Annotated in this window: 27 protein-coding genes; 3 read left to right on the top strand and 24 right to left on the bottom strand. The window is 69.9% G+C overall.

Translation table 11 applies throughout. From position 1 onward, the window contains the following. Positions 1-9 precede the first annotated feature (9 nt). From AB0M51_RS34020 to AB0M51_RS33975, 10 genes are all read right to left on the bottom strand, one after another. Positions 10-1,092 carry a PP2C family serine/threonine-protein phosphatase gene (locus AB0M51_RS34020; protein WP_344191923.1) on the bottom strand — a complete coding sequence of 361 codons (1,083 nt, stop codon included), beginning with the start codon at positions 1,090-1,092 and terminating at the stop codon, positions 10-12. Continuing rightward, the gene (locus AB0M51_RS34015) at positions 1,077-3,425 is read right to left on the bottom strand and encodes a tetratricopeptide repeat protein (protein ID WP_344191925.1); all 2,349 of its coding nucleotides are present in this window, start codon (positions 3,423-3,425) and stop codon (positions 1,077-1,079) included. Before AB0M51_RS34015 ends, AB0M51_RS34020 begins: the two co-directional genes overlap by 16 nt. Further along, positions 3,422-4,537 carry a hypothetical protein gene (locus AB0M51_RS34010; protein ID WP_344191927.1) on the bottom strand — a complete coding sequence of 372 codons (1,116 nt, stop codon included), beginning with the start codon at positions 4,535-4,537 and terminating at the stop codon, positions 3,422-3,424. The genes AB0M51_RS34015 and AB0M51_RS34010 overlap by 4 nt, the downstream gene beginning before the upstream one ends. Further along, positions 4,534-5,532 (bottom strand): glutamate ABC transporter substrate-binding protein, encoded by a 999-nt coding sequence (locus AB0M51_RS34005; protein WP_344191929.1) that lies wholly within the window; start codon positions 5,530-5,532, stop codon positions 4,534-4,536. The genes AB0M51_RS34010 and AB0M51_RS34005 overlap by 4 nt, the downstream gene beginning before the upstream one ends. Beyond that, on the bottom strand, positions 5,529-6,857 hold the full coding sequence (locus AB0M51_RS34000; protein WP_344191932.1) for a hypothetical protein: 1,329 nt from the start codon (positions 6,855-6,857) through the stop codon (positions 5,529-5,531). The genes AB0M51_RS34005 and AB0M51_RS34000 overlap by 4 nt, the downstream gene beginning before the upstream one ends. Further along, positions 6,854-8,176 (bottom strand): AAA family ATPase, encoded by a 1,323-nt coding sequence (locus AB0M51_RS33995; protein ID WP_344191934.1) that lies wholly within the window; start codon positions 8,174-8,176, stop codon positions 6,854-6,856. Before AB0M51_RS33995 ends, AB0M51_RS34000 begins: the two co-directional genes overlap by 4 nt. Then, entirely contained in the window at positions 8,173-8,760 is a 588-nt protein-coding gene (locus AB0M51_RS33990; RefSeq protein WP_344191936.1) for a hypothetical protein, read from the bottom strand. The genes AB0M51_RS33995 and AB0M51_RS33990 overlap by 4 nt, the downstream gene beginning before the upstream one ends. A 25-nt stretch (positions 8,761-8,785) precedes the next feature. Continuing rightward, positions 8,786-10,039: a toxic anion resistance protein gene (locus AB0M51_RS33985; RefSeq protein ID WP_344191938.1), complete on the bottom strand. Its 1,254-nt coding sequence runs from the start codon at positions 10,037-10,039 to the stop codon at positions 8,786-8,788. A gap of 87 nt (positions 10,040-10,126) precedes the next feature. Further along, entirely contained in the window at positions 10,127-10,582 is a 456-nt protein-coding gene (locus AB0M51_RS33980) for a dihydrofolate reductase (RefSeq protein ID WP_344191940.1), read from the bottom strand. Next, a complete protein-coding gene (locus AB0M51_RS33975) occupies positions 10,579-11,370 on the bottom strand; it encodes a thymidylate synthase (protein ID WP_344191942.1) in 792 nt (263 codons plus the stop codon). The genes AB0M51_RS33980 and AB0M51_RS33975 overlap by 4 nt, the downstream gene beginning before the upstream one ends. 59 nt (positions 11,371-11,429) lie before the next feature. Here AB0M51_RS33975 and AB0M51_RS33970 point away from each other — a divergent pair, with 59 nt between their 5' ends. After that, entirely contained in the window at positions 11,430-12,113 is a 684-nt protein-coding gene (locus tag AB0M51_RS33970) for a peptidyl-tRNA hydrolase (RefSeq protein WP_344191944.1), read from the top strand. On the opposite strand, the gene AB0M51_RS33965 is transcribed toward AB0M51_RS33970, so the two are convergent. The 10 genes from AB0M51_RS33965 to AB0M51_RS33920 form a co-directional block, all read right to left on the bottom strand. Further along, on the bottom strand, positions 12,092-12,682 hold the full coding sequence (locus AB0M51_RS33965; protein WP_344191946.1) for a dihydrofolate reductase: 591 nt from the start codon (positions 12,680-12,682) through the stop codon (positions 12,092-12,094). The genes AB0M51_RS33970 and AB0M51_RS33965 overlap by 22 nt on opposite strands. A 2-nt stretch (positions 12,683-12,684) precedes the next feature. Next, positions 12,685-13,284 carry a dihydrofolate reductase family protein gene (locus tag AB0M51_RS33960; RefSeq protein WP_344191949.1) on the bottom strand — a complete coding sequence of 200 codons (600 nt, stop codon included), beginning with the start codon at positions 13,282-13,284 and terminating at the stop codon, positions 12,685-12,687. Beyond that, positions 13,281-13,748, bottom strand: a complete 468-nt coding sequence (locus AB0M51_RS33955; protein ID WP_363752073.1) for an SRPBCC domain-containing protein — start codon at positions 13,746-13,748, stop codon at positions 13,281-13,283. Before AB0M51_RS33955 ends, AB0M51_RS33960 begins: the two co-directional genes overlap by 4 nt. After that, positions 13,745-14,074 (bottom strand): metalloregulator ArsR/SmtB family transcription factor, encoded by a 330-nt coding sequence (locus tag AB0M51_RS33950; RefSeq protein ID WP_363752070.1) that lies wholly within the window; start codon positions 14,072-14,074, stop codon positions 13,745-13,747. Before AB0M51_RS33950 ends, AB0M51_RS33955 begins: the two co-directional genes overlap by 4 nt. Before the next feature lie 74 nt (positions 14,075-14,148). Beyond that, the gene (locus AB0M51_RS33945) at positions 14,149-15,672 is read right to left on the bottom strand and encodes a multicopper oxidase domain-containing protein (protein ID WP_363752067.1); all 1,524 of its coding nucleotides are present in this window, start codon (positions 15,670-15,672) and stop codon (positions 14,149-14,151) included. Beyond that, positions 15,669-16,103 carry a hypothetical protein gene (locus AB0M51_RS33940; protein ID WP_344191958.1) on the bottom strand — a complete coding sequence of 145 codons (435 nt, stop codon included), beginning with the start codon at positions 16,101-16,103 and terminating at the stop codon, positions 15,669-15,671. Before AB0M51_RS33940 ends, AB0M51_RS33945 begins: the two co-directional genes overlap by 4 nt. After that, complete coding sequence (locus AB0M51_RS33935; RefSeq protein ID WP_344191961.1) at positions 16,100-16,456, bottom strand: hypothetical protein; 357 nt, start codon at positions 16,454-16,456, stop codon at positions 16,100-16,102. Before AB0M51_RS33935 ends, AB0M51_RS33940 begins: the two co-directional genes overlap by 4 nt. Positions 16,457-16,513: 57 nt before the next feature. Then, positions 16,514-16,858 carry a hypothetical protein gene (locus tag AB0M51_RS33930; protein ID WP_344191964.1) on the bottom strand — a complete coding sequence of 115 codons (345 nt, stop codon included), beginning with the start codon at positions 16,856-16,858 and terminating at the stop codon, positions 16,514-16,516. 57 nt (positions 16,859-16,915) lie between these two features. After that, on the bottom strand, positions 16,916-17,128 hold the full coding sequence (locus AB0M51_RS33925; RefSeq protein WP_363752062.1) for a hypothetical protein: 213 nt from the start codon (positions 17,126-17,128) through the stop codon (positions 16,916-16,918). A gap of 74 nt (positions 17,129-17,202) precedes the next feature. Continuing rightward, positions 17,203-18,216 (bottom strand): LacI family DNA-binding transcriptional regulator, encoded by a 1,014-nt coding sequence (locus AB0M51_RS33920; protein ID WP_363752059.1) that lies wholly within the window; start codon positions 18,214-18,216, stop codon positions 17,203-17,205. Positions 18,217-18,339: 123 nt separating this feature from the next. Here AB0M51_RS33920 and AB0M51_RS33915 point away from each other — a divergent pair, with 123 nt between their 5' ends. Together AB0M51_RS33915 and AB0M51_RS33910 are read left to right on the top strand one after the other, a co-directional pair. Beyond that, positions 18,340-19,044, top strand: coding sequence for a copper homeostasis protein CutC (locus AB0M51_RS33915; protein WP_344191970.1), 705 nt, complete (start codon positions 18,340-18,342; stop codon positions 19,042-19,044). Next, the gene (locus AB0M51_RS33910) at positions 19,041-19,307 is read left to right on the top strand and encodes a DUF4031 domain-containing protein (RefSeq protein WP_344191972.1); all 267 of its coding nucleotides are present in this window, start codon (positions 19,041-19,043) and stop codon (positions 19,305-19,307) included. Before AB0M51_RS33915 ends, AB0M51_RS33910 begins: the two co-directional genes overlap by 4 nt. Positions 19,308-19,320: 13 nt before the next feature. On the opposite strand, the gene tuf is transcribed toward AB0M51_RS33910, so the two are convergent. The 4 genes from tuf to AB0M51_RS33890 all read right to left on the bottom strand — a co-directional run bounded on the left by tuf (position 19,321) and on the right by AB0M51_RS33890 (position 25,974). Further along, positions 19,321-20,508, bottom strand: a complete 1,188-nt coding sequence (gene tuf, locus AB0M51_RS33905) for an elongation factor Tu (protein ID WP_363752054.1) — start codon at positions 20,506-20,508, stop codon at positions 19,321-19,323. Positions 20,509-20,791: 283 nt separating this feature from the next. After that, positions 20,792-23,173 (bottom strand): hypothetical protein, encoded by a 2,382-nt coding sequence (locus AB0M51_RS33900; RefSeq protein WP_363752051.1) that lies wholly within the window; start codon positions 23,171-23,173, stop codon positions 20,792-20,794. Positions 23,174-23,345: 172 nt separating this feature from the next. Next, positions 23,346-25,595: a PQQ-binding-like beta-propeller repeat protein gene (locus AB0M51_RS33895; protein ID WP_363752048.1), complete on the bottom strand. Its 2,250-nt coding sequence runs from the start codon at positions 25,593-25,595 to the stop codon at positions 23,346-23,348. 67 nt (positions 25,596-25,662) lie between these two features. Beyond that, positions 25,663-25,974, bottom strand: coding sequence for an ArsR family transcriptional regulator (locus tag AB0M51_RS33890; protein ID WP_344191981.1), 312 nt, complete (start codon positions 25,972-25,974; stop codon positions 25,663-25,665). Positions 25,975-25,999: the final 25 nt, after the last annotated feature.

Here is a 25,999-nt window from a genome sequence, read left to right as displayed (position 1 = left end):
GGTTCCTCCTCAAACGCGCGCGAGCGCGACGGTGATGTTGTCCTGGCCGCCCTGGGCGTTGGCCCAGTCGACAAGGGCGGACGCGGTGGCCTTCGGCTCGCCGTTGTGGTCCGCAGCTGTCTGACGTACGAGGTCGGCCAGCGGTGCCGCCTCCGAGCAGTAGTTCCACAGGCCGTCCGAGCAGACCAGCAGCCAGCCGGCGCCCTCGAGCTCCAGGGTCGTGGTCCGCGGCGTGTGGTCCGGGGCGTCCTTGCCGAGCCACCGGGTGATCGCGTGCGCGTGCGGCCCGGACTCGGCCTCCTCGCGGGAGACACCGCCGGCGATCAGTTCGGCGGCCCACGAGTCGTCGGTGGTCAGCGGGACCGGCTCGGCGTCGTCCGGGAACCAGTACGCTCGGCTGTCGCCGACATTGCCCGCGACCAGCAGCCCGTCCTCGACGATCGCGGCCACGAACGTGCAGGAGGCCGGGTTCGGGCTGTCGGGACTGGTGCTGTCGAGTACCGCGTCACTCGCCGCGTCGGCCGCCGCCTTGAGCCGGGCGCCGATCGCCGCGGCCCGCGACGACTCGGTGCCGATCCCGTGCGCGTGGTCGACGACCAGCACCTCGAGCGCCGCCCGGGCCGCGGCCAGCGAGGCGACGTCGGAGTCGAGCGAGGAGCTGACGCCGTCGCAGACCACGAGCAGCGCGCGGCTGCCCGGTTCAGCGTCGGCGCCGAGCGCCATCGCGTCCTCGTTCCGGCTGTGCCGGATGCCGCGGTCGCACACACCGGCCACCCAGGGAGCAGGCTGCTCGGCGAAGTGGTCCCGCGGCTTCGCGGCCTTGGTCCCGCAGGTCTCGCAGTACCCGTCGGCACCGACCGTGCCGCCGCAAGACGCGCACGGCCCGACCGGACCGCCCTCCAGGCTGCCGACCGCGGTGATCTCCACGGTGGGCTCGGTGTCGGTGTCCAGCGCCGCCGTGCCCGGAGCGGCGGCCGGCTTACCGGGCTTCAGCTCGGCGCCGCAAGCCTCGCAGAACAGGTCGGCCTCGGCCACCGGCCCGCCGCAGCTGGGGCAGGCCGTGTCGGTCGTACTCGTCATCGCAGCGTCCATCCTCGAACCTCGTTGGCCTGGTCGACCAGGGCGATCCGTTCCGTCCGGGTCTGTGCCTGGCCGGCCAGCAGCCGGTAGGTGGCCTCGAGCCCGTCCCGCAGGGACGCCTCGGTGGCTGCCCGTCCGTCGATCCGCAGGGCCTCCTGCGGACCGCTCTGCTGGACCTCGGTGAGCGCGGTCCGGAACACGTTCGCGGCCAGGTTGGCCCGGTCCGCCGGGTCGATGGTCAGCGTCGCGATGCTGTCCATCGCCTCGGCGAGCGCGGGAAGGCCACGCCCCGATCCTGCCAGGAGTCCGGCTCGCTGGCGACGAGCACGCACGTACTCGCCGCTGGTTCGCGGCACCAGGTCGAGCGCGTTGAGCGCTCCGTCGAGGTCGTCGCGCTGGGTCCTGATGTTGGCCAGACCGAACGCGGACGGCGCGATGTAGTTGGCGTCGGTCCGCGCGCAGGACAGGTAGAGGCCCTCGGCAACGTTGAACTCACCGCTGTGCTCACAGGCGATCGCCAGTGCGAGTTTCGGTGCCAGCTCGCCCGGAACCTGGCCGTAGACGGCGTTGAACGCAGACTGCGCGCCCTTGAAGTCACCGCGGGCCAGGGCGACCAGCCCGGACATCCAGACCGCACGCCACTCCCACGGATCCGCCGTCAGCAGGTCGTTCACCGCGGTGTCGACCATGCCGTACCGCTCCGGTCCGACCTCCAGCGCGGCCTGCGCCACTTCCAGTAGCGTCTGCGCCGACTGCTCGGGCGCGTCGACCAGCAGCTCCAGCCGCTTGGCCGGGTCCGGCACGCTCACGGTCTTGAGCCAGCCGGCCATCTTGTCGCCCTCGTCCGGCGCCAGCGACGGCAGCTGCTGCCACGGCGCGGCCGCGTCACCCAGACCGCCGGCCTTGTCGCCGGGGGACCCGAACAGCAGCGACGAGGCCGAGTGCTGGGCCGCCTTGACGCCCTGCTTGTCCGCAACGACCTCACGCAGTACGCCGAGCAGTTGCACGCGGAACTCGTCCGCCGACTGGAAACGGTCCGCCGGGGACGGCGCGCACGCCTTCGCCAGCAGCCGGTACACCGAGTCGTACTGCTGGAACAGCGGGACCTCGTCGACCGGCGGCAGCGACGCGACGTACCGGCTCTGGTAGCCGCGGAACTCCATCGCGAGTACGCACAGCGTCCGGCCGAGCGTGTAGATGTCGGATGCGATCGACGGGCCGACGTCGGCCACCTCGGGTGCCTGGAAACCGACCGTCCCGTAGATCGCCGAGTCCAGGTCGTCGATCCGCCGGACGCCGCCGAGGTCGATCAGCTTGACCGCGTCGCCGACCTGGATGATGTTGTCCGGCTTGAAGTCGCAGTACACCAGGCCGAGGTCGTGCAGGTACGAGAACGCCGGCAGGATCTCCAGCAGGTACGCGATCGCCTGGTCGATCGGGAGCGCGTCGTACTGGCCGTTGTTCGCCGCCATCCGGTCCTTGAGCAGGGACTTCAGCGATGTGCCGCCGACGTACTCCATCACGATGTAGCCGGCGCCGTCGTGGGTGACGAAGTTGTAGATCTCGACGATCAGCGGATGCTCGACGCGAGCCAGGAACTGCTGCTCGGCGATCGCCGCGGCGACCGCGTCCGGGTCCTCCGAGTTCAGCAGGCCTTTCAGGACGACCCAGCGCTGCGACACGTTCTGGTCCTGGGCCAGGTAGATCCAGCCGAAACCGCCGTGCGCCAAACAACCGCGGACCAGGTACTGCCCGCCGACCAGGTCGCCGTCCTGCAGCTTCGGCGCGAACGAGAACCGGCTGCGGCACTTCGGGCAGAAGCCCTCGGTGCGGCCCGGCTGCCCGTTGCGGGAACGGCCGACCGCGTTGCCGCAGCTCGGGCAGTTCCGCCGGTCCTCCGGGACCATCGGGTTGGCCAGGATCGCCTTGCTCGCGTCGATCGCGGGGATCGACGGGACGCTCGTCAGCCCGGCGCCGAGGCGGGCGCCGCGCAGCCGGGTGGACGACGTACCGAGTTTGCGGGTCAGCTTCGAACCGGCCTGCGCGGCGCGGGCCGAGCCGAGCGGCGTGGAGGCCAACCGGTTGGACGCGCGGGAGACGGTCGACACCGAGCTGATCGGATCCGGGTCCGCCGCCGGTACGACGGTACCGCCGCCGGGCGCGGGCGATCCGCAGACGTCGCAGTACCCGTCGGCGTACGTGCCGGTGCAACCGGGCTGCGTGCACGCGCCGGTCGCCGCGGGGGTGCTCGCCGCGGGGGTGCTCGCGGCGGCAGGGGAGCCGCAGACGTCGCAGTACCCGTCGAGGATCGTGCCGGTACAGCCCGGCTGGGTGCAGGTCGTCATCTTGTTCCTTCCAGGTAGGCCTGGTAGGCCGCTACCAACGCACCGAGTCGCGTCAGGTCCACCGGCTCGGTGTCGAGCACGACACGGCCGCGCCGGTACAGCTCGGCGAGATCTTCGTTGCCCGCGGCAACACTCGCCGCCTTCACCTGATAGGCGTCGAGCAGCTGGCCCAGCTCGTCGCGGCGGCCGAGCGCGCCGCCGTACGCCGCCTGCGCCTGCCCGAGTGCCCGCCGTACGGCGTCCAGCCGGGTCAGGTACTGCGCGAGCTCGGCCGGCGTGTTCGGCACCGGACCGAGCGCGGTGACATCCGGTACGGCGAGCCGGGGGGCCGGGGTGACCGTCGCGACAGCCTTGTCCGCGAGCGCGCGTACCGCCGTACCCTGGGCCTCCAGCTCACCGCGCAGGGTGCGGGCGCGAGCCACGTCGGCGGCGCGCTCCTTCCGGGTGGCGGCGCCGACGATCAGGTCCCGCTCGGTCTTCGCGGTGTCGAGCTCCAGCGGGCCGATCATGCCGCCGATGTCCGCGCCGCGTTTGTTGCGGTCGGCAAGATCCGTCAGTCGCCGGTCCAGATCGTGGTGCTTGGCGAGCGCGTCGTTGCGGACGTTGGCCGGCTCCTGCTTGACCAGGTCGCTGATCCGCTCCACCTGGGCCCGCAGGTCGCGCAGGCGCGCGGCCAGGTCGGCGTCGGCGGGGTCGAGCGCCAGCTTCGCCCGCAGACTGGAGGCGAGCGCGTCCGACAGTTTGCATGCCTCAGGCAATGAAACCGCGAGCGACCCGCCCGCGGCGCCGGCGTCCAGCCCGCCCCAGATCAGCGACGAGATCCGCTCGATCTCCTGCTGCCCCACGCGACCGGAGTCCCAGGTGACCAGGATCAGCTCGTACCGGTCCGAAACCGCCTTCCAGACCGTCATGCTGAGCACGACGTCCGCACTCAGCGCATCACCGTCCGGCGAGTGCAACGCGGCCTGGTCCAACTCGTCCAGCTCCGCCTTCCGCCGATCCCGCCACTCCCCGAGCGCCCCGAGATAGGAAAGCAACTCCGTCGCCGGAACACTGCTCCCCATCCTCCCCGGCGGCGCGGGCGCCGAGACCGTCGGCGTACGAACCGTCATTGGTGCACCGGAACGCGGCCGTAGACCGGGGTCGGCGGCGCCTTGAGCGGACCGAGGTCAGGCATGAGCCACTTGTTGTACGAGTCCATCCAGGTGCCGTCGGCCTTGATCTGCGCGAGCACGCCGTTCACGAACTGGACGAACTCGGGGTGGTTCAGCGAGATCCCCAGGCCGTACGGCTCGTCGCTGAACCGCTCCGAGAGCACCTTCGCGTACGGGTCCTGAGCGGCGTCGCCGGCGAGCACGGTGTCGTCACCGCTGATGCCGGCGGCCTTGCCCTGCTGGAACAGCACCAGGCATCCGGTGTCGGTGTCGGCGGTGACCGGGATGACCTTCGGGTTCTTCTTCTTGAGATTCTCCAGGCTGGTCGAGCCGGCCGGGGCGCAGATCTTCTGGCCGCTCAGGTCCGCGACCTTGGTGGCCTTCGAGTCGAGCTGTACGAGCGTCTTCTGGCCGGAGCGGTAGTACTCCGCGGAGAACGCGATCTGTCCCCAGCGCTCGCAGTTGATCGTCATGTTCCGGGCGACGATGTCGACCGGGTTCTTGGTGTCGCGCAGCGACGGGATGCGTGCCGGACTGGAGATCACCCGCAGCTCGACCTTGTGCGGCTGCCCCGGCAGCGGCGGGCCGAAGATCGCGTCCGCCACCGCGTTGATCATGTCGATGTCGAAGCCCTCGATCTGCCCGGTGATGGGGTTCCGGGCGCCGAGGTGCAGGCTGTCCGCGGACACGCCCGCGATCAGCCGGCCACGGTCCTGGATCGTTCGCATCCAGGACTTGTCCGGCATCTTCATCGGGGCCGGCTGGCTCGCGAGCGGCGTGTACGACGCCAGCGGGTCCTTGCCGTCGGAGCACCCTTGGTCGCTGGTGCCGGCGGGCGCCGTGGCCGTCGACTCCGTAGGCTCTGCCGGGAGCTGCGTGGCTGCGTAGTTGCCGGAGCTGCAGGCGGTCATTAGGAGGGCTGTTGCGGCGGCGATCGGGATCAGTTTCTTCATCGGTACTCCTCCAGGCGCTGCGACATGCCCCAGGCGACGAGCAGTGCGGCGGCGATGCCGATCGGCACGCCGAGCCAGCCGATCGGGGGCAGACCGTTGCGGGCATCCTTCAGCTTCGTCTGCACCGCCGTACTCGTCTGGGTCAGCTGGTCGTTGGACGAGGTGTCGAAAGCACTGAAGGTGTCGACCGAGTTGTTGGTCTTGTCGTGCCCGACCGCCATCGCGACGGCGCCGTCCCAGTTGCCCTTGTTGGCATCGGCGTCGCGCACCTGCTTGTGCACCGTCTTGTAGCTGTTCCAGGCGTTCTGCAGCCCGGCGCCGTCGCTGCCGAGCTTGCCGAGCTGGTTGTCGACCTCGGCGGCCGCGGCGTTGTACGCCTTGTCGAACTCGTCGCCGGAGCCGCGGGCGATCAGGGTGAGGCTCTCGTTCGAGCGGGCGTCGTACGCGGCGATCCGGGCCCGGGACAGGGCCAGCGTCCGTTCGTACTCCGAGTTCCGGGTGTCCTTCGCGGAGCTGGACGCGCCGGCCAGAGCGATGCCGCCGACCGCGGTGGTGAGCAGGACGAGCGCGGCGCCGGCGGCGATCGGGACGTTCAGGTAGCGGTGCGTACGGCGGGCCAGCCAGCGGAGCGTGATGCCGAACACCACCAGGCTGAGCAGCCCGCCGACGAGCACCCAGATCGTGCCGTAGCCGATCCCGTCGAACTCGGTGTCGACGCGCTTCTCGTTCGCCTCGACGAGTGCCTTCACCAGCGGCAGCGAGTCGTCCTGGAGCACGGAGTTCGCGTCCTTCAGGTACTGCGAACCGATCGGCAGGCCCTGGCGGTTGTTGGCGCGGGCCTGCTCGATCAGGCCTTCGTACGTGATCAGGGTCTTGTTGAGCTCGCCGAGTACCTCGCGGTCGGCGGGCTGGGCGGTCGCGGCCTCGGCGATCAGCCCGGCGGCCGCGGCCAGCGAGTCGACGAAGTGCTGGCGCTGTTCCGGCGGCTCGAGACCGCCGACCAGGAAGGCGTTGGTGGCGTCGGCGTTCGCGCTGACCAGGTTGGTGTGGATCGCCTGGATCCGGACCAGCTGGGCGGCGTTCGCCTGCGCGCGGTCGAGGGCGCCGTCGGACTGGCTGAACCCCTGCGCGGCGGCCAGCCCGAACACCACGCTCATCGCCGCGGCCAGCAGGAGGAACGCGCGCATCCGGCCCGGCGTACCGTCGAACCAGCCGGCGACCGCCCCGCGCCTGCTCGGAGCCGGGGCGGCCGGCGCTTGCTGCGGCACCCCGGCCGCCGGTCCGGGCGCCCAGGTCGCGGGCGGCGCACTCTGCGTCTGTGTCACGCCTGTTCTCCTTGCTCGTTCCGGTCCTCGTCAGGCGCCTCGGTGAGGTCCGCGGCGAGGATCTGACGCAGTTCGTCCCTGGTTGGTGCCGTGACGTCGCGGAGCCGCCAGGCCTGGCGGCCGATCGCGGCTTCCAGGACGTTGCGCGCGAACCGCCCGTTGCCGAACGAGCTGTCCCGCGGCGTGCTCGCGAGAATCTCCTGGAACCCGTCGACGGCCTCCGGCACCAGTTCGTAGTCCGCCGCGTCGGCGAGCCCGGTGAGGATGTCCGTGAGCTCCTCGTCGCTGTAGTTCTCGAACTCGATCGTGGTCCGGAACCTGCTCGCCAGCCCGGGGTTCGCGGCGATGAACGCCTGCATCGGCTCCGGGTACCCGGCGACGATGACGACCAGGTCGTCGCGCCGGTCCTCCATCTCCTTCACCAGCGTGTCGACGGCTTCGCGGCCGTACTGGTCGGCTCCTGTGTCACCGGCCGTCAGGCTGTACGCCTCGTCGATGAACAGCACACCGCCGGCCGCGGACTCGACCACCTCGGCGGTCTTCGTCGCGGTCTGCCCGAGGTATCCGGCGACCAGCTCCGACCGGTCCACCTCGACGAGCTGTCCCTTGGACAGCAGCCCGAGCGCCTTGTAGATCCCGCTCACCAGCCGCGCGACGGTCGTCTTCCCGGTCCCCGGATTCCCCACGAACACCAGGTGCCGGGTGATCGTCGCGTTCTTCAGCCCGGCCTCGGCCCGCAACTTCTCCACCCGCAGTACGGCGACCTGCCGATGCACCTCCTGCTTCACCCGAGCCAAACCTGTCAGCTCGTCAAGCTCCGCCAGCAACTCTTCAACCGTCTTCTCAGGTTCAGGAGCAGGCCTCTCTTCGACAGGATCTGTCGCTGGTGTGGACTGCGGCGTCGTACCGACCTGCAGCTGACGTGCTCCTGCCGCCTCCAGCTGTGCGGCAGCTGCCACCGAGGCGTTTCCGACGACCCGCATGGTCGGTTCGCCCAGCGTGCAGGCGGCTGACGCCAGCTCCGCGAGTGCTTCGGCGTACGCCGTCTTCTCAGGCGACCCGCTCGCGATCAGCTCGGTGAGTACGGCGGTCGGCGCGCCCCGCCAGCGGCGGCCGCGGACAGCGGCGTCGAAGAAGTCCTGGGTCGTTCCGCCTGGGACTGCTTTGCCCCAATCCGCGGGTGCCCCCGGCGCGGACTCGGCCAGGGCAGCTGCCAACGCGAGCGCCTCGGACCGGGCAGTTTCCTCGGTGACACCGGCGCGAGCGGCAACGGCGAGCAGCGCCGACAGCGCTTCCGGTAGTCCCCCCGTGCCGCTCATGCGCCTCCTCGTCCAGGTGGTGGTGACAGTGGTCCTGCCGGGCCTGCTCCGGGCTCCGGCGGCGGCGTCGGCGTCGTCGGGCCGAGAGCCAGGCCTCCGCCGGTCGAGCCGGTGCCGAACTTCTCCTGCAGGAACCTGCCGTGGGTGATCAGCGCCGCCGCGTCCGCCCGGTTCACCGCGTCGAACACCTTGTCCATCGTCGCCGCCAAGAGGTCCAACTGGTCGATCAGGATCATCAGCGACGTCTTGCCCCGGTCCACCGGCCGGGTGTCCGCCCACTGCCGCGGCAACCGCAGGTACCCGCCGATCGCATCCGGCAGGTAGTCCGTGCAGGTCGCCATCACCGAGTACGCCTGCGCGCTCCCGCCGAGGTTCCCGAGCCGCGGAATCGTCTCCCGTACGACGCGAACCACGCGCCCGACCCGCGACGCGACCACCGCCGGTACGGCGCCACCGGCAACCAGCTGCTCGACCCGGACGAGCGCCGCCAACAGGTCGTCGTTCGTCGGCGGCGCGGGCACCGGGGCAGGCTCGGGCTCCTCCTTGCGACCGGTCAGCCGCGCAAAGAAGTCACCGAGCGCCATGCAGTCCCCCGTCTCCAGCTGTAGGTCAGCGACCCAGGTTCAGGTCGAGGCTGCCGTGCACGACCTGCTGGTTCTGCTGGGCGACGCGGTCCAGGTACGAGCGGGACTTGGTCACCTCGTTCTCCAGCGTGCCGATCGTGGCGGCCATGTTGTCCAGCGCCTCGCCCTTGAACGTGTCGATCGCGTCCATGGTCGCGTAGATGTTCGCGAACGCGGCCTGCAGCTGCGGCAGCCCGATCGTCGCCGACGCGGCCTGCTGCTGGATCGCGACCGAGTTGTCCTTCAGCATCTGCGAGGTGCGCTCGATCATGCCGCTGGTGGTGCTGTTCAGCGCGGTGATCTGGTCCAGGACGAGCTTCTGGTTGCCGAGCGCCTGCGCGACGATGACCGCCGTACGCAGCGCCGACACCGTGGTGGTGGACGCCCGGTCGACGCCCTTGATCAGCTCGATGTTGTTCTTGATCACGATGTCGATGGCCAGGTAGTTCTGGATCGACACGGCCAGCTGGGTGAGCAGGTCCTGGTGCTTCTGCCGGACGTAGAACAGCACGTCCTCGCGGAACGCCTTCGCCTTCTCCGGGTTCGTCGCCTCGAGTTCCGCGATCGCCGCGGACAGCCGCGCGTCCAGGCGCTCGGCGACGTACACGTACTGGTTCAGCCGGGTCATCGCGTCCCAGAGCTGCTGCTTCTCCAGGTTCAGCGCGGCGTTGTCCTTGCCGAGCTCGTCCTGGCCGTTGCGCAGGCTGTGCAGGATGCCTTCGAGGTGGCTCTGCGCGCTCTGGTACTTGCGGAAGTAGTCCTCGATCTTGTCGCCGAACGGGATCATCCCGAGCAGCTTCTTCGGCCCGGTGGCTTCCTTCGGGTCGAGATCCTCGACGGTACGGCGGAGTTCGAGCAGCGTCTTGCCGACCGTCGAACCCTCCGACAGGCCGCCGCTCTGCAGCGCCCGCACCGGCGACTGCAGCAGCCGGTTCGAGCTTTCGGCGGCGGACCGGATGTCGACGTCGCCCATGCTGCGCACGTCGCTCGCCTTGGTGGCGAACTCCGGCGACCGCGGCTCGGCCGCCATCAGCCCGGTCAGGAACGCGTCGACCTTGCTGTCCAGTCCCGGCAACGCGGCCGGGTCGACCGCCGGCGCCATACTCGGCGCGGCCGTCTCGGCCACCGGCTGTGACGGCGGCGGAGCGGTCAGTATCAGCCCCGGCGCAGTGGCCGTCGGCGGCTGCAACGGCGCCGCGGCAGCAGGCTGAGCGGCAGCGGTGTTGTCGGCTTCAGTCATGGTGTTCCCCTCCGAGAGACGCCCCTGGTACTCCCGTGACGCGCGCCCAATCTAGTCGGTTCCAGGTCCCCACGGGCAGCCTGTCACCTAGCTGCGGCGATAACTGACGAAGTCGAAGCCGTCGTGGGGTTCACGGGCTGTCTCGGTCCAGTCGGCCGCAGTGAGCTCCGGGAAGGTGACGTCGCCGGTGGGGGACTGGTCGACCTCGGTGAGTTCGAGGGTGTCGGCGTGCGGGAGGGCCTGGCGGTAGATGTCGCCACCGCCGGCGACGTACAGGGTGCCGTCGTACTGCAAGGCGTCCTCGAGGGTGTGGACGACGTCGACGCCGGCCGCGGACCAGTCGCGGTTCCGGGTGACGACGACGGTACGGCGGCCCGGGAGCGGGCGGCCGATCGAGTCGTAGGTCTTGCGGCCCATGACCAGCGTGTGCCCGAGCGTCAGCTGTTTGAAGTGCTGGAGGTCCTCGCGGATCCGCCAGGGCAGGTCGTTGTCCCGCCCGATCACGCCGTTCCGGCCGACCGCGGCGATCAGAATGATCGTCATACCGCGATGGGCGCCTTGATCCCGGGGTGCGGGTCGTAACCGACCAGTTCGACGTCGGCGATCTCGTAGCTGTCGATCGAGTCGCGCTTCGCCAGCCTCAGTGTGGGCAGCGGCCGCGGCTCCCGGGTGAGCTGCAGGCGGGCCTGGTCCAGGTGGTTCAGGTACAGGTGCGCGTCGCCGAGCGTGTGCACGAAGTCGCCGACCTCGAGTCCGGTCTGCTGCGCGACCATGTGGGTGAGCAGCGCGTACGACGCGATGTTGAACGGCACGCCCAGGAAGATGTCGGCCGAGCGCTGGTACAGCTGGCAGGACAGCCGCCCGTCCGCGACGTAGAACTGGAACATCGTGTGACACGGCGGCAGCGCCATGTCGTCGACGTCCGCGACGTTCCACGCGCTGACGATGTGCCGCCGGGAGTCCGGGTTCTGCTTGATCGCGTCGATCAGCTTCGCGATCTGGTCGACGTGCCGGCCGTCCGGCGTCGGCCAGGACCGCCACTGGTACCCGTACACCGGGCCGAGCTCACCATCGGAGTCGGCCCACTCGTCCCAGATCGAGATGTTGTTCTCGTGCAGCCACTTGACGTTCGTGGAGCCGCTGAGGAACCAGATCAGCTCGCCGATCACCGACCGCAGATGCAGCTTCTTCGTCGTCACCGCGGGGAAGCCCTGACGGAGGTCATACCGCGCCTGGTACCCGAACACGCTCAGCGTGCCCGTCCCCGTGCGGTCGCCCTTCTCGGTCCCGTTGTCCAGCACATGCCTCAGAAGATCCAGGTACTGCTGCATGCCGCCAACTTACCAACCTGTTGACCTGTCGACCTGTTGCACCATGTCAGACTCGCCGCGTGGAACAGGTGCTGACGCTCGTGGTGCGGGTCGAGAAGAAGGCGCGGCCGGCGCAGACCGACGCGCTGGAGACGGCGGCGCGGGCGGTGCTCGCGATCCTGGCCGACGAACGTTCGTACGGCGAGGGGGAGTGGGCGGAGGCGATGACCGCCTGGCAGGACAACCGGATCCGCAAGATCGCCAAGCGCGCCCGTGGCATCGAGTGGCGCCGAGCTGAAGCGCTCCCGGGAATCACAGTCATCGGCACCGGTGCCGGCGGGGGAGAGAGCGGGGCTGTGGCTCCGGCCGAGGTGCGAGTGTTTCCGCCGACAGGGGTGGACGAGGTGCCGGTGGAGTTGTTCAAGCTCCAGGTGAGCGGGACCGACTTCGAGGACACCGAAGAGCTCCCAGTGCCGGCACCCGGCGTACCCGTGCTGTGGATCAATCCGGCCCTGGAAATGTCCAGCGGCAAAGCGATGGCGCAGTGCGGTCACGCAGCGCAGCTGGCCTGGTGGGCTCTCCCCGACGCCGCTCGCAAGGACTGGCACTCTGCCGACTTCGCACTGGCCGTCCGAACCGCCACTCCCGGCCAATGGGACGAACTGCTGACCACCGACCTCCCCGTTGTCCAGGACGCCGGCTTCACCGAGATCGCCCCCGGCTCCAGAACCGTGATCGCCGATCACCCTTTGCTGACCCGGTAGTGTAGGTGGGTGACGCGGTCGCCTTCGACGACGCGAGGGTTGTCGAGCAGGACCTCGGGGCCCACGTAGTCGCCGAAGAACCTGATGCCGGTGCCCAGGAGAGCGGGGGCGAGGTTGTAGGAGATCTCGTCGACGAGGCCGACGGCGAGCGCCTGGCCGGTGAGGTTGCCGCCGGTGATGCTCACGTCGGCGTCACCGGCGTACGACTTCGCCTGGGCGACAGCTTCTTCGATGCCGTTGACGAAGGTGTACGGCGCATCCGGGAACGGCCAGTTCGCCGGCGGTTCGTGCGTGACGACGAAGACGTGTTCTCCGTTCGCCGGTACGCCGTTCCAGCCGTTCGTGAGGTCGAACAGACGCCGTCCGATGATGCAGGCGCGTACGTTCGGCCAGGTCGACCGGATGTACTCCGCACTCGCCGTGCTGACGTGGAACGCGCGGTCCGGGTCTGTCCCATACACCTCGACCGGACCGTTGTTGTACCAGTCGAACAGCGGCCCGACCTGGTCGTCGGGGTCCGCGACGAACCCGTCCAGCGACACCACTGCGGTCGCAATAACGTTGCCCATGGCTACTTCACCACCCGGTACGTCAGGTGCTGCGCCGCCGGAGTGGACACAGCGTCCATGAGCTCCAGCCCGAACCCGGCAGACGGCTCCGCCGGCCACAACCGCGTACCGTCTCCCAGTACGACGGGAGCGACGTGCAACCGCAGTACGTCGGCCAGCCCTTGCGCGAGCACCTCGTGGCAGAGTTGGCCGCCGCCCATCACGACCACGTCCTTGCCGCCGGGAACCTCCATCGCCCGGGCTACCGCCTCGGCAGGACTGCCGACGAAGCGGAAGCGGTCTCCGAGCCGGGTCTTCCCGGGCGGGGTGTGCGTGACGACGAAGATCGGCGGGTTGGCTTCACCGTTCGGCTTGGCGCCGTACCCCATCTCGTCGTCCCACCCGCCGGGCCCGTCGACGACGTCGAAGAGGTTCCGGCCCTGGATGACCGCACCCGTTTCGGTGAACGAGGCGTCGAGAACCGCGCGGTCCGCGTCGTTGCCGTTGAAGACCCACGCGTGCACGGGCTCGCCGCCGTCGCCGAGTCCGTTGCCGACGCCGGCGTTCGGCCCGGTGACGAATCCGTCCAGCGACACCGAGATGTCCACGACGACCCGGCTCATGACTTCGCCAGCAGTTCGGCGAGACGGTCCATGGAGTCGTGGATGCCGTTCTCCATGCCGTACTCGATCGACTGGTCGCGGGCCTCGACCGACGGGAACACCGACTGCTGGTGCAGCCGGACGCCCTTCTCGGTCGGCTCGAGCGTCATCTTCTCCAGGCAGACCTCGCCCGGCGCGCCCTCCCACTCGAAGGTCTGGATGACCAGTTTGTCCTGCTCGACCGCGTGGAAGACGCCGCGGAACGCGTACTCGCCGGTCGCGTCGCGGTGCACGTAGCGGTACTTGCCGCCGGCCCGTACGTCGTACTCCTCGACCGTCGCCTCGAGGTCGCGCGGCCCGAGCCACTGGGCGACCAGGTCGCGGTCCGTCATCACCCGGAAGAGCTGCGCCGGGGTGGCCTCGAAGTCCCGGGTGACCTCCACGAACGGAGTGCCCGCGGGGGTGTTGATCGTCGTACCGCTCATCGTTCCTGCTCCTTGAGTAGTGCTTCCATCCGGCGGAAGCGGCGTTCGGTTTCGAGCCGGTACTCGTCGATCCAGCTCGTCAGCGCCTCGAGGGCGGCCGGCACCAGGTGGCACGGGCGGCGCTGGCCGTCCCGGGTCCGGGTGATCAGCCCGGCGGCCTCGAGCACCTGGATGTGCCGCGACACCGCCTGCTTGGTGATCGGGAACGGCTCGGCCAGTTCGTTCACCGTGGCCGGACCGCGCGACAGTCGCGCGATCATCGCCCGCCGGACCGGGTCCGCGAGGGCCGCGAACGCCCGGTCGAGCTGGTCTTCGTCAACCACCATCTTTATCAACCGTTCCCTTGATCAACTGATGTGTTGACTATAGGAGCGGAGTGCGGGCCTCGTCAAGGAGTCCTTCAGATCGTTTCGAAGCCCGCCATCATCGCCATGTCCTCGTGCTCGAGGTTGTGGCAGTGGATCAAGTACTTGCCCCTGTGCGCGCTGAACCGGACCAGCACCTCGACCACCTCGGCCGGCCGGATGTCCACGGTGTCCTTCCAGCCGTGGTCGTACTCCGAGAGCTTGCTCTTCCCGCCACGGCTCAGCACCTGGAACGGCGCGAGATGGACGTGCACGGGGTGGTGTACGTCGGTCACGAACGTCCAGATCTCGTACTGGTCGAGCTTGACCTGCGCCTGCATCACCTGCGGATCGAAGGCTTTCCCGTTGATCGTCCACCCGCGGTGGTCCCCGGCGTCGCCGCGACGGAACCGCCACTCCCGGCGGACCACCCCGGTCGGCCGGGGCGTCACGGCGTACGACGAGAGCGTCGCCGGGATGCTGGTGTCGTCGGCAGCCTTGCGGGCGATCCTGAACCGCAGCACGTTCGCGTTGCCGTCGAGCTTGTTGACGACCGTGACTTCGTCGCCCGGCCGGTACTGCGAGAAGTCCACGATCACGTCGAAGCGCTCCGCCGGCGCGATCACCAGCGTGGTGTGCTCGACCGGCTTGTCGAGCAGGCCGCCGTCGCTGCCGATCTGCACGAACTTCGCGGGGCCCTTGTCGAAGCCGAGCTCGTACCGGCGGGCGTTGGCGGCGTTGAGGATGCGGAAGCGGTACCGGACCGCGTCCACCTCGTGCACCGGCCAGGGCGCACCGTTGACGAGCGTGACGTCCCCGATCACTCCTTCCATGTACTTCTGCTCGACGCCGTGACCGTCCTTCGCGAGCGGATACAGGAACGATCCGTCCTCGTCGAAGGCGCGATCCGCGATCACCAGCGGGATCTCCCGATCGCCCTTCGGCAGCGGGAGATTCTCCTCTTCGGCATCACGGATGATGTGCAGTCCGAACAGGCCGTGGTAGACCCGCGGAGCGGTGTAGTCCATCGTGTGGTCGTGGTACCAGAGGGTCGCGGCGCGCTGGGCGTTCGGGTACGTGTACGTGCGCTTGCCCATGGTCATGTTGCCGCCACCCATCATGTGATGGCCGCCGCCGTGTTCGCCGTTCGCCGGCATGATCATGTCGAGCGGCCAGCCGTCGCTCGGTGCGGGCGTGTGGCCGCCGTGCAGGTGGACGACGGTGGGCACGTCGAGCTGGTTGACCTGCTCGATCACGCTGGTGCGGCCGCTGTGTACGTCGAAGGTCGGTCCGGGCAGCAGGCCGTCGTACCCGATGATCCCGGTCTTCAGGCCGGGCAGGATCTCTACGCTCGCTTTGCGTTGGACGACCTGGTAGTAGTCGGTCTTCGCGTCCGAGCGGAGCGGCTTCTTGGCCGGCGGGATCGGGAGCGGGACCTGGAACGGAGCGGGGAGTTTCGCCTTGCTGCGCAGGAGTTCCCCGGACTGCGCAGGCTGAGCCTCCTGGCCGCAGCCGGCCAGCGAAAGGGCGGCGCCGGTGCCTCCGGCAACGGCCAGGAGTCCGCGGCGGGACATGGTCATTTCTTCGCCTCCCGGCGGTTCAGGCGTGCGGATCTGCGGAAGGACCAGACCGTCATCCACAGCACGGTGCCGACGATCGCCGTACCGAGCGGGATGTGGACGGCGAAGTTCTGCAGGTAGCCGAAGGTGAGCTGGACGAACTCGGCGACGACCAGGACCGGCGACAGGATCGCCGGCCAGATCCGGCCGCGGCCGGCGATCGTGTAGCAGGCGGCGACGATCGTCTGCAGCAGCGCGATCATCCAGACCGAGCCGCCGATGGTGGCGTGGACGGTGGTCATCGCATCGACGTTGCCGGACAGGAAGTAGCCCGCGGCGATCGGCTGCGCGGCGATCAGGATCGCGTGCAGGACAAGGGTGACGCGTAACGCGTACAGGCTGATGCGAGGACGCCGTACGTCGTTCCGCGGTTGCGGTTCGAGCGTGATCATGCGCGCCTCCGGTTGATCCAGAAGGCGAACGCGACGGTGCTCGCGACCAGCGCGACCCCGAGCGGGATGTGGATCGCCAGTTGACGGCTGTATCCCACCGTCACCTGCACGACCTCGCCGGCGGTGATCAGCAGACTCACCGCGGGGGCGACCCAGCGGCCGCCGGATCGCCACCAGAACGTTGCTGCCAGCAACTGTGCGAGCCCGATGAAGACCAGGGCGTGCCCGGTCGGCTCGTGCATCCGCAGGCCGGCCGGGGAGCCGTTCAGGTAGATGCCCGCGAACACGGGCTGTAGACAGATCGCTACCGCGTGCAGCCCGGCCACGCCCCGAAGTGCGTAGAGAACCTTCATGTAGACAGACAATAGTAGTCTGGCTACATGTAGATCAATCAGGTATCTCCCGGAGGGCTAGGTGAGGCCTCCCAGGGGTGCGACCGTGATGCCGGCGCGTTCGCAGACCCAGTGCGGGTCCGGGCCGAGCTCGGGTTCGATGCGGAGCTCGTGGTCGTGGAGGTCGTCGCAGGCGGTGCAGCGGGGCCAGCGGATTCGGTTGTCCACCAGGCGGTCCTGGACGTCCTGGGCCACCAGCCCCGCGATGTGTTCGGCGCCGTCGGGCCACTGGTCGAGCCACCATTGGCGTTCCGCGATGGCGTCCTCCAGCAAGGACACCATCGCGGCGTCGTTGAAGCCGCGCGCGGCCAGGTCGTGGAGCACCATCGCCCGTGCGGTCAGCAATACCCCTGGCTCGTTCATCGCCCTTCAGGGTGCCAGACCCCGCCGACAAAACAAGCCAGGATGTCCGTCCGGGTGTCAGCTGGTCGGGCAGACGGGGTCGATGCGGTTCGCGAGGCGGACCTCGCGTTCGGCGGCGGATCGGAGTACGGCGCCGATGCGGGCGCGGACGGCGAAGCTCCGGCGCGGTGCGGGCTCGTCGTACGGCTGCTGGGGAGCGTTCGGGAGGGCCGACTGGCTCAGGCTGCGGGCGTTGTCGACCGCCGTGTTGCCGGCGATGAAGTAGGTCATGGTGCTGCTCCCTCCTGAGAGCGTGCTTGGTCGCCCCGGGAACCCGAGCGGTTCCGGGGAGGAATGTGGGGTTGTCAGCGCCGCGGAGCCGGTCCGCTGCTGGAGCGGACGATCAGCTGGGTCGGCATCAGTTGCTGCCGCTCGGTGGTCGCCGGGTCCAGCAGGATCCGGCCGACCGCGCGGCCCTTGTCCTTGATCGGCTGCCGGACCGTCGTCAGCCCGGCGGCCGCGGCGGCCGGGATGTCGTCGAACCCGGCCAGCGACAGATCGCGACCCGGGGTCAGCCCCCGGACCTTCATCGCCTCCAGCGCACCGAGCGCCTGGACGTCGCTCAGCCCGACGATCGCGGTCGGCCGGTCCTGCGAGTCCAGCACGAACTCCGCCCCGCGGAGCCCGGAGGCGATCGCGTTGTGCCCGCCGGAGACGATCCGCAGCCGCGCGTCCGGCATCGCCTTCTGCAGGCCGCGGATCCGCAGCTCGCAGTCGGTGTACCCGACCTCGTCGACGGTCAGCTCCATCGGCCGCCCGCCGGCGGCCTGCGCGTTGTCGACCAGTACGGCGACGTCGCGGTGCCCGAGCCGGGCCAGGTGCTCGCCCAGCTGCGCGGCCGCCTCGACCTCGTCGATCGCGACCCAGGACAGGTCCGGGTGGTCGCCCCGGTCCGTCGACACCGCTGGGATCCCGCGGTTCGCGAGGATCTCCAGCGCCGGGTGTCCGCCCGGTACGCAGAAGATCGCGGCCGCGTCGATCGCCGCCTGCTGCACGGCGTTGCTGCCGCCGGCGATGTCCGTGGAGCTGAGCGGCATCAGCAGCAGGCTGGTCGAGAACTCCTCGGCGACCTCCGCGAGCCCGGCGAGGAAGCCGACCGCGTACGGGTCCGAGAACGCGTAGGCGAGTTTGTCGGTGAACAGGACCCCGACCGCGCCGGCCTTCCCGCTCCGCAGGGCGCGGGCGGACGCGTCGGGTCCGGCGTACCCGAGCTCCTGGGCCGCCGCCAGGATCCGCTCGCGCAGTGCGGCGGAGAGCTGGTCGGGCTTGTTGTAGGCGTTCGAGACCGTCGACGGCGACACGCCCACGGCCTTCGCCACGGTCTTTAGTGTCACGCCGGCCATCTGCCCACCTCATCTGTATCGTTCTTCTAAATCGATCTAGAAAAACGATACAGAAGCTCTCCGGCAAGTGCAACAGCAATATGCGAGATGATGGCCCGCATGGGTTCGTTGCTGGAGATCATCGCGTTGCATCCGGCGGACGCGGAGGCGGCGCAGGAGGGTGGGGCGGACCGGCTGGAGCTGTGCGCCTCGATGGAGGCGGACGGACTGTGTCCGTCCGTGTCGACGGTGAGCGCGATCCGGCGGGTCACCGACCTGCCGCTGCGGGTGATGCTGCGGCTGGAGAACTCGTTCACCGCGAACGGTGCCGACCTGAACCGGCTGACCGCGATGGCGCAGTCGTTCCTGGCCGCGGGCGCCGACGGGTTCGTGCTGGGGTTCCTGACCCCGGACAACCAGGTGGACGTGGAGTCGGTCGGCCGGCTGGTCAGCACGTTCGCCGGTACGCCGTGGACGTTCCACCGCGCGATCGACGCCGTACTCGAGCAGCAGCCCGCCTGGCGGGCGCTCCGTACCCTGCCCGGACTGGACTGCGTACTGACCGCGGGCTCGTCCATCGGCGTCGGCCACGGGCTGGACGACCTGTGCAGGCTCGCGAAGGAGGACCCGGCCGTGGCCGGTGTGATGATGGCGGGCGGCGGCCTGCAGCCGGAGCACGTCCCGTGGCTGTACCAGTCCGGCGTACGCCGTTTCCACGTCGGTACGTCGGTCCGCCAGGACGGGTCGTGGACCAAGGCGTACGTGAACTCGCGCTTCGTCCGCTCCTGGCGCAACCTGCTCGACGCGCAGGACGCCCGCGAATGATCCTGATCGACCCGCCCGCCTGGCCGGCCTGGAACCGGATCTGGTCGCACCTGGTGAGCGACGAGTCCTACGAGGAGCTGCACGCGTTCGCGAAGGCAGCGGGCATCCCGGCCCGCGGCTTCGACCGCGACCACTACGACGTACCCAGTGACCGGTACGACGACCTCGTGAAAGCCGGCGCCGTACCGGTGTCGAGCCGGGAGCTGGTGGAGCGTCTGATCGCGGCCGGCCTCAGACACAGGAAACGGCCCCCAACGAATTGAGGGCCGTTCCTGATCAGTCGAGCAGTTCGGTCACGGTGCCCGCGGCGACGGTGTGGCCGCCCTCGCGGACCGCGAAGCCGAGGCCGACGTCCATCGCGACCGGCTTCTCCAGCTCCACGCCCAGCTCGATCGTGTCGCCGGGCATCACCAGGGTGATCTCACCGAGGTCGATCCCGCCGGACACGTCGGTGGTCCGGAAGTAGAACTGCGGCCGGTAGTCCGCGGCGAACGGCGTGTGCCGGCCGCCCTCGGCGGTGGACAGCGCGTGCAGGTTCGCCCGGAACTTCCGGTGCGGCCGCACGCTGCCCGGCAGCGCCACCACCTGGCCGCGACGGACCTCGTCGCGCTTCACGCCACGCAGCAGCACGGCCGCGTTGTCGCCCGCGTCCGCGGACTCCAGCGACTTGCCGAACGTCTCCAGACCGATCGCCGTACTGGTCACCGTCGGGCCGAGGCCGACCACCTCGACCTGGTCGCCGAGCTTCAGCGAACCGCGCTCGACGGCACCCGTGACCACCGTCCCGCGACCGCTGATCGTGAGCACGTTCTCGATCGGCATCAGGAACGGCTCGCCGAGCTCGCGGTCCGGCACCGGCACGTAGTCGTCGATCGCGTCCAGCAGCTCGCCGATCGCGGCGGTCCACCGCGGATCGCCCTCCAGCGCCTTCAGCCCGGACACGCGCACGACCGGTACGTCGTCGCCGGGGAAGCCGTACTCCGAGAGGAGTTCGCGGACCTCCAGCTCGACCAGATCGAGCAGCTCCGGGTCGTCGACGGTGTCGGCCTTGTTCAGCGCGACCACGAGGTACGGCACGCCCACCCGGCGCGCGAGCAGTACGTGCTCCCGCGTCTGCGGCATGGCACCGTCCTGCGCGGAGACGACCAGGATCGCGGCGTCCACCTGGGCGGCGCCGGTGATCATGTTCTTCACGTAGTCGGCGTGCCCGGGCATGTCGACGTGCGCGTAGTGCCGGGTGGCGGTCTCGTACTCGACGTGCGAGATGTTGATCGTGATCCCGCGCTGCAGCTCCTCCGGGGCCCGGTCGATGCCGTCGAAAGCGACGAAGCGGTTGACGTTCGGGTCGCGCTCGGCGAGCACCTTGGTGATCGCGGCGGTCAGGGTCGTCTTGCCGTGGTCGACGTGACCCATCGTGCCGATGTTGAGGTGCGGCTTGGTCCGCACGAACTGGCTCTTGGCCATGAGTTTTCCTTTGCCTGTCAGAAGATTCGGGACGAGCCAGGACCCTCCGGCAAGCCCTCGCAGCGCTGTCACCGCGGAGAGGGGGCCGGTTCGGGCCACCCTCCTCCGCGGGTCCTGCGAGGCAGGAGGAGGGTCAGCTTCGAGTGCCGGTGCAATCGACTGACGGTGCCCACGTGGGAGCGCCCGGCAGGCTCTTGCCTGACAGGTCGAACTCGGAAACCACGCGGAACATGCGGATCACGGTAGATAGCAACCGTGCCCGGAGCAACATAATTCCCAGCGGTCAGTTGAGCGCGAAGAGGCGGGTTCCGTCGGAGAAGATCGGGCGGGAGGCGGCCACGGTGACGGCCGGCTTGTCGCAGGTGACGGTTTCGGACTTGGCGACCGGCTGGGTGGTGGAGCCGGCCACGATCGGCCGTGCCTGGATGCCGTTGGAGCCGATCAGTACCGGCGAGCAGCTGCCGTCGGTCTGCGGCATCAGCGTGACGACCCGTCCGTCCGGCAACAGCCCGAACCCGTCCCGCGGGTACTCCGGGTGCTGCAGCTTCGGCGGTACCTGCAGCAGGTGGTGCCACTGCGGCGTACCGTCGGCGGGACTCGACGCGGACACGTCGTACGTCTGCGGCTGGCCGGAGTCGTTGCCGGTGCGGCAGGTGATCAGTACGAGGGACGCGTGCGTGGCGGCGAGCTGGGCGTCGCAGGACGACGAGCCGAGCCGCGGGCGTGGTGTGCCCGGTACGGGCGACGTCCACAGCAGGTTGCCGGTACTGGTGTCCACCGACCACTGGTAGAGCGTGCCGCCCGCGGCGCCGGTCCAGATCAGGCCGGAGACCTCACGGGTGTCCGGTACCGAGACCAGCTCGCCGACCCACGTCGACGGGTCCAGCTCGGCGCTCAGGTCGATCCGGGCGCCCAGGTTGACCTCCCACTTCTGGGCACCGGTCTTGAGGTCCAGCCCGCGTACGACGGCGCCGTTGCCGGCGCAGGCGTCGACCACGACCGCCTGGTCGCCGACCAGCGCGCCCTGGGTCACCGTGCAGCGCACCTGGGCCTGCCAGTGCGTCGGGCTGCTCACGCCGTGCGAGACGACGAAGTTGCCTTCCGCCACCAGCAACTGGTCGGAGTCGACGGCCAGCGCCGTACCGTCGGAGTCGACCTCGGTCAGCACCTTCCCGCTCACCGCGTCGAGTACGGCGTACGTCGGCAGGCTGATGCCCGCCGGCTCGCGGTACTGCGACCGTGGGAGGTGTGCGGCGACGACCTGCCCGTCCGCCGACACCACGAGGCCACGGGAGCCGCTGGACGCAGCGTCCTGTACGTCGGCCCGCGAGTAGCGCCACCGGATCTGGCCTGTGGCCGCGTCGGACATCACGACACCGTCAGCGCGCAGCTCCGCGACGCCGCCCGCCGTACCGGTGATGGCACCCGTCGCCGGAACCTCACGGCTCCAGGCGAGCGTCCCGTCGAGCTGTACCGGCTGCTGGGTCGGCTGGATCGTGGTGGTCGTGCTGACCGTGTTGGCGGTCTCCAGCCTCGCCTGTACGAAAGGCTCGCCGGCAGAGACCACGACCCACGCCAGTAGCGCCCCGCAGACAGCCGTGGCACCAACGCCCAGCCAACGCGGAGGTGCTTGCGCGTACGCCGGTGCGAGCCGCAGCCGGAGCGCCAACGCCAGCAACGCCCCTGCCAGTACCAGGGCTGCGGACGCGATCAGCAGGTACGGCCAACGCTCTGACATGGCCGCGCCGGGTTGGGCGGCCGGCCAGCGCCACCAGCACACGCCGATCGCGATCAGCCCGACAGCGGCGAAGGCGATCGCCGGGATGGTCACCAGCCGCCGCTGCGTCCGGCGGAACCACGCACACGCCAGGGCGGCCGCTACCGCCGTACCGGCGATGGGGGCCCATACCGGGAAGCCACTCACCTCGGACGGATCAGCCGGCCACTTGGCCGCCGCTCCGAGACCGCGGCCCAGCAGAACCGAGGAGGCGACCACCGCGCCGAGGGCGGCGCCGAAGTAGATGACCGGGATCAGCCCGCCGATCGGCCGGGCTGCCCTAGGGCCCAGGGCTTCGACCTCCCGCGTGAGGTTCTCCCGGGCCGGTCTCTCCCATTCCTCGTGGCCCCTGGGGGTCGCGTACAGCCGGGTCTCGCTCAGCGCCTGCAGGAAGGCCATCCGCCCGCGGGCGAAGTCCCGCTCCGCGACGTGCTCGTACTCCTGCCGGATCCCGGCCGCGTACTCGTCGTACCGCGTCTTCGGCAGGCTCAGGATCCGCAGGTCGGCGTCGCACAGCACGGCGCCGTTGCGGTCGTCCTCGGCGCAGTCGTGCTTGGCGGTCAGCCGGACCAGCCGTCCGATCTCCGCGACCCGGTCGGCGGCCACGCCGTACGCGGCCAGCTCGAGCTCGGCCAGCTGGGCCGAGACCTCCTCGTTCTCCCCGGGGTCGGCCTGCGGGTCGTAGATCGCGTCGTGGAACCAGGCCGCCAGCCGGACGGTGTCCGCGTCGTCCGCGTACTCGGCCAGTTCGTCGACCGTGGTCAGCACCTCGGTCAGGTGCTGCTGGTCGTGATAGTGGCGATGTTGCTCTGCGTAACGAGCCAGCAGGTCGTCGCCCAACGGCTGCGCGTGCGGCAGCAGGCGATTCCACTGGTCGCGCAGGTCCATGGCTATGGAGTCTGGCACCCGTTGGCAGTCCGGACGGACGGATCCGGGGTTCCCGAATCGGTCCGTGGCCAAAGGGTTATCGGCTTGTCACCTGACCCCCAGGAACTGCGGTACAGGTCACACTCCGCCGTCAACGATCCGGGGGTCGACACCTCTTGACTACGTGGAGTCACTACCGCAGTGCGATCACGGTATTCGGGCCGGAGGTGAGCACGAGATTGCCGACCGCCCGGGGGTCCCGGCCGCAGACAATGCCGGTCGGCAGCCGGACCTGGCGGAAGCCGGCTCGGCTGATCACGTTCGCGACGCAGCCGGTGCCGGTACGGCTCAGCGAGATCACGCGGCCGTCGGCGGTCACCGTGACCTTCGCCCGAGGGCTGACCGGTGCCACCGTCTGCCAGGCGGTCAGGCCGGTGTTCGCGTCGATGGCCGTGACCACGGTCCGGCGGCTCTCCACGGTGCTCGGCCCGGGGCAGTCCACGACGATCAGGTACTTCCCGGCGGCGTTCAGCAGGGTCCGGCAGGCCCAGCTCCCCGGTACGTCCCAGCGCCACCGGATGTCGCCCGTACTCGGCTCGATCGCGGTCAGTTCCACCGGTACGTCGGTGTCGCCGCCAGGCTCGGCCACCACGACCAGACCGGCCACGACGACCGGCCGGCGGTAGCTGTTCTGTGCGGTCTTGGTCCACAGCTTCTTGCCGGTCTGCACGTCGAGCGCGGCCATCTCGTCCGGCTGCTCGTCGCAGGTGTGGCTGACGAACGTGAGCACCGTCTCGGCTGTAGCGATCGCGCCCAGGTCGGTGCAGCTGCCGGACTCGTACGTCCAGCGCTCGTGCCCGCTGGGGTCGACACCGTGCAGCTTGCCGCTGCGTTCGGCGGTCAGGAGCGGCTGGGGTTGCTGGATGATCCTGTCCCGCATCCGCCCCGGCCACGCGGCCTCACGGCGACCTGTGTCCGCGTTGAGCAGCAGATAGCCCACGTCGGCGAACTGGGCGAGCACGTACTCACCGTTGCCGGTGGCTGTGATCACCGGCTTCTCGTCGGAGTCGGAGCGGCTGTAGCGCCAGCGCAGGGCCCCAGTGGCCGCGTCGAGCATCTCGACCACGCCGTCCGGGCGGGGGATCGCGACACCGAAGCGGGTGCCGATCGCTTCGTCCGCACCAGTACCCGTGACGGACTCGCTGACCCAGGCGACGCCCCCGTCGAGAACGGACGGGCTGGCCCGGCCGGCTTGCTGCGGGGAGCCTTCGAGGCGTTCGTTGGACGAGAGCACGTAGCTGCGCGACAGCGGCTGGACGATCAGCAGCAGTACAAGGGCGACAACGGCCGGTACGACGAGCCAGGCGAGCTGCTGGCCCACGTTGCGCGCCGGGAGGTAGCGGGCGGTCCGGGTACGGAGCAGCGACGCGACCAGGGCCGCTGCGCTTGCTATCAGCAGCAGGAGCAGTGCGGAGATCAGCAACGGCACACGCAGGCCTACGCCGATGGCTGCGTTGGTCCTTGGAGTCTGGGCCCAGGCGATGAGCAGCCCGGTCACGGCGATGGCTAGGGCTGCGCCTGCGATCAGACGGGCGCGTTGGCTCGCGCTGCGGGCGCAACGGAACAGCACTGGTGCGCTGAAGAACGAGAGAGCTGCCAGGGCGACAGTGGGCCAACCCACCTCGTCGTCGGCGGCCGGCACCTGCCAGGACGCGCCAGACGCGGCAATCGCGACCACCGCGGCCGCAACCGCGCCGAACGTGGCCGTGGCCGTCAGCCCGGCCTGCTGCCAGCCACGCCAGGGTGCCGGCAGCTCACTGTCCAGGCCGGCGAGTTCTGACTCCAGGTTGAGGCGTGCGACCTGGCCGAGCCGTTGACGTGCGAGCTGCGTCCGGTACAGGTGCCCGTCGAGCAGGTTGCCGACGTCGTCGTACCGGTGCTCGAGCGCTGCCTTCCGTTCACCGGCGTCACGGCGTACCTCGGCGGTGTGTACGGCGTACCGGGTGGGGTCCGAGGCGAGGATCGCGTTCACGGCATCGAGCAGTACGTCGCCGTTCGCGTCGCGGCGGGGTGGCGCGTAGGAGTCCGGCGGCGGCGCGGCGAGGTCCCCGGTCAGCCGGATCAGCCGCGCGACCTCGGCGATCCGGATGGACGGTACGCCGTACTGCGGGAGCAGTTGCTCGGCCAGCCGGGCCGAGGCCTCCGCGTCCTCCGGCGGGGTGCCGCCGGGTTCGTGGACGGCTCGGTGGAACCAGGCCGCCAGCCGGACGCTGGTGGGGTCGGTGGACAGCTGGATCAGCGAGTCCAGCGCGGTCAGCACGATGTTCAGGTACTGGTCGCGGTACGCGCGGCGGGTGCGGTCGACGTACCGCGCGACCAGGTCGTCCGCCAGCGCGGCAGAGCCAGGCAGCAGGTCGTCCCAGCGCGCCCGGAGTTCCACCACCGCTTCAGTCTGCCAAACGCACTACTGCAACCAGCCCACGATCACCCCACCGCTACCTTGCGGTTGGTTACTGCTTGGCTGACAGGACTCCGGTGAGGAGGCCGGGGTACAGCCCTTCGAGGTCGTCGCGGCGTAGCAGGCTGACCCGGCGGGTGCCGTCGGTATGGGTCGAGATCACGCCGGCCTCGCGGAGGGTCTTGAGGTGGTGCGCCCGGGTGGAGGCGGTGACCGGGAGCTCGATCTCGCCGCAGCAGACGCCGGCCGGGTTGTCGGCGAGCGCCCGGACGATGGTCAGCCGGACCGGCTCGCCCAACGCCTGCAGAACCGCCTCGACGCGGATCTCGTCCCGCTCCGGCTGCGGGAGGACTTTGGTGGCCATGAGTCCATAGTACGACGCCTGTCGA

The sequence above is a fragment of the Kribbella sp. NPDC051137 genome (genome assembly GCF_040682535.1).
GTDB lineage: Bacteria > Actinomycetota > Actinomycetes > Propionibacteriales > Kribbellaceae > Kribbella > Kribbella karoonensis.
The sequence above is the reverse complement of the archived record's forward strand: the minus strand, read 5'-3'. Positions and strand labels throughout refer to the sequence as shown.

Coding starts and splice junctions, on each gene's coding strand:
- AB0M51_RS34020 (WP_344191923.1), bottom strand. CDS start 1,092: ATGGACGCTGCGATGACGAGTACGACCGACACGGCCTGCCCCAGCTGC.
- AB0M51_RS34015 (WP_344191925.1), bottom strand. CDS start 3,425: ATGACGACCTGCACCCAGCCGGGCTGTACCGGCACGATCCTCGACGGG.
- AB0M51_RS34010 (WP_344191927.1), bottom strand. CDS start 4,537: ATGACGGTTCGTACGCCGACGGTCTCGGCGCCCGCGCCGCCGGGGAGG.
- AB0M51_RS34005 (WP_344191929.1), bottom strand. CDS start 5,532: ATGAAGAAACTGATCCCGATCGCCGCCGCAACAGCCCTCCTAATGACC.
- AB0M51_RS33995 (WP_344191934.1), bottom strand. CDS start 8,176: ATGAGCGGCACGGGGGGACTACCGGAAGCGCTGTCGGCGCTGCTCGCC.
- AB0M51_RS33990 (WP_344191936.1), bottom strand. CDS start 8,760: ATGGCGCTCGGTGACTTCTTTGCGCGGCTGACCGGTCGCAAGGAGGAG.
- AB0M51_RS33985 (WP_344191938.1), bottom strand. CDS start 10,039: ATGACTGAAGCCGACAACACCGCTGCCGCTCAGCCTGCTGCCGCGGCG.
- AB0M51_RS33980 (WP_344191940.1), bottom strand. CDS start 10,582: ATGACGATCATTCTGATCGCCGCGGTCGGCCGGAACGGCGTGATCGGG.
- AB0M51_RS33975 (WP_344191942.1), bottom strand. CDS start 11,370: ATGCAGCAGTACCTGGATCTTCTGAGGCATGTGCTGGACAACGGGACC.
- AB0M51_RS33965 (WP_344191946.1), bottom strand. CDS start 12,682: ATGGGCAACGTTATTGCGACCGCAGTGGTGTCGCTGGACGGGTTCGTC.
- AB0M51_RS33960 (WP_344191949.1), bottom strand. CDS start 13,284: ATGAGCCGGGTCGTCGTGGACATCTCGGTGTCGCTGGACGGATTCGTC.
- AB0M51_RS33955 (WP_363752073.1), bottom strand. CDS start 13,748: ATGAGCGGTACGACGATCAACACCCCCGCGGGCACTCCGTTCGTGGAG.
- AB0M51_RS33950 (WP_363752070.1), bottom strand. CDS start 14,074: ATGGTGGTTGACGAAGACCAGCTCGACCGGGCGTTCGCGGCCCTCGCG.
- AB0M51_RS33945 (WP_363752067.1), bottom strand. CDS start 15,672: ATGACCATGTCCCGCCGCGGACTCCTGGCCGTTGCCGGAGGCACCGGC.
- AB0M51_RS33940 (WP_344191958.1), bottom strand. CDS start 16,103: ATGATCACGCTCGAACCGCAACCGCGGAACGACGTACGGCGTCCTCGC.
- AB0M51_RS33935 (WP_344191961.1), bottom strand. CDS start 16,456: ATGAAGGTTCTCTACGCACTTCGGGGCGTGGCCGGGCTGCACGCGGTA.
- AB0M51_RS33930 (WP_344191964.1), bottom strand. CDS start 16,858: ATGAACGAGCCAGGGGTATTGCTGACCGCACGGGCGATGGTGCTCCAC.
- AB0M51_RS33925 (WP_363752062.1), bottom strand. CDS start 17,128: ATGACCTACTTCATCGCCGGCAACACGGCGGTCGACAACGCCCGCAGC.
- AB0M51_RS33915 (WP_344191970.1), top strand. CDS start 18,340: ATGGGTTCGTTGCTGGAGATCATCGCGTTGCATCCGGCGGACGCGGAG.
- AB0M51_RS33910 (WP_344191972.1), top strand. CDS start 19,041: ATGATCCTGATCGACCCGCCCGCCTGGCCGGCCTGGAACCGGATCTGG.
- tuf (WP_363752054.1), bottom strand. CDS start 20,508: ATGGCCAAGAGCCAGTTCGTGCGGACCAAGCCGCACCTCAACATCGGC.
- AB0M51_RS33900 (WP_363752051.1), bottom strand. CDS start 23,173: ATGGACCTGCGCGACCAGTGGAATCGCCTGCTGCCGCACGCGCAGCCG.
- AB0M51_RS33890 (WP_344191981.1), bottom strand. CDS start 25,974: ATGGCCACCAAAGTCCTCCCGCAGCCGGAGCGGGACGAGATCCGCGTC.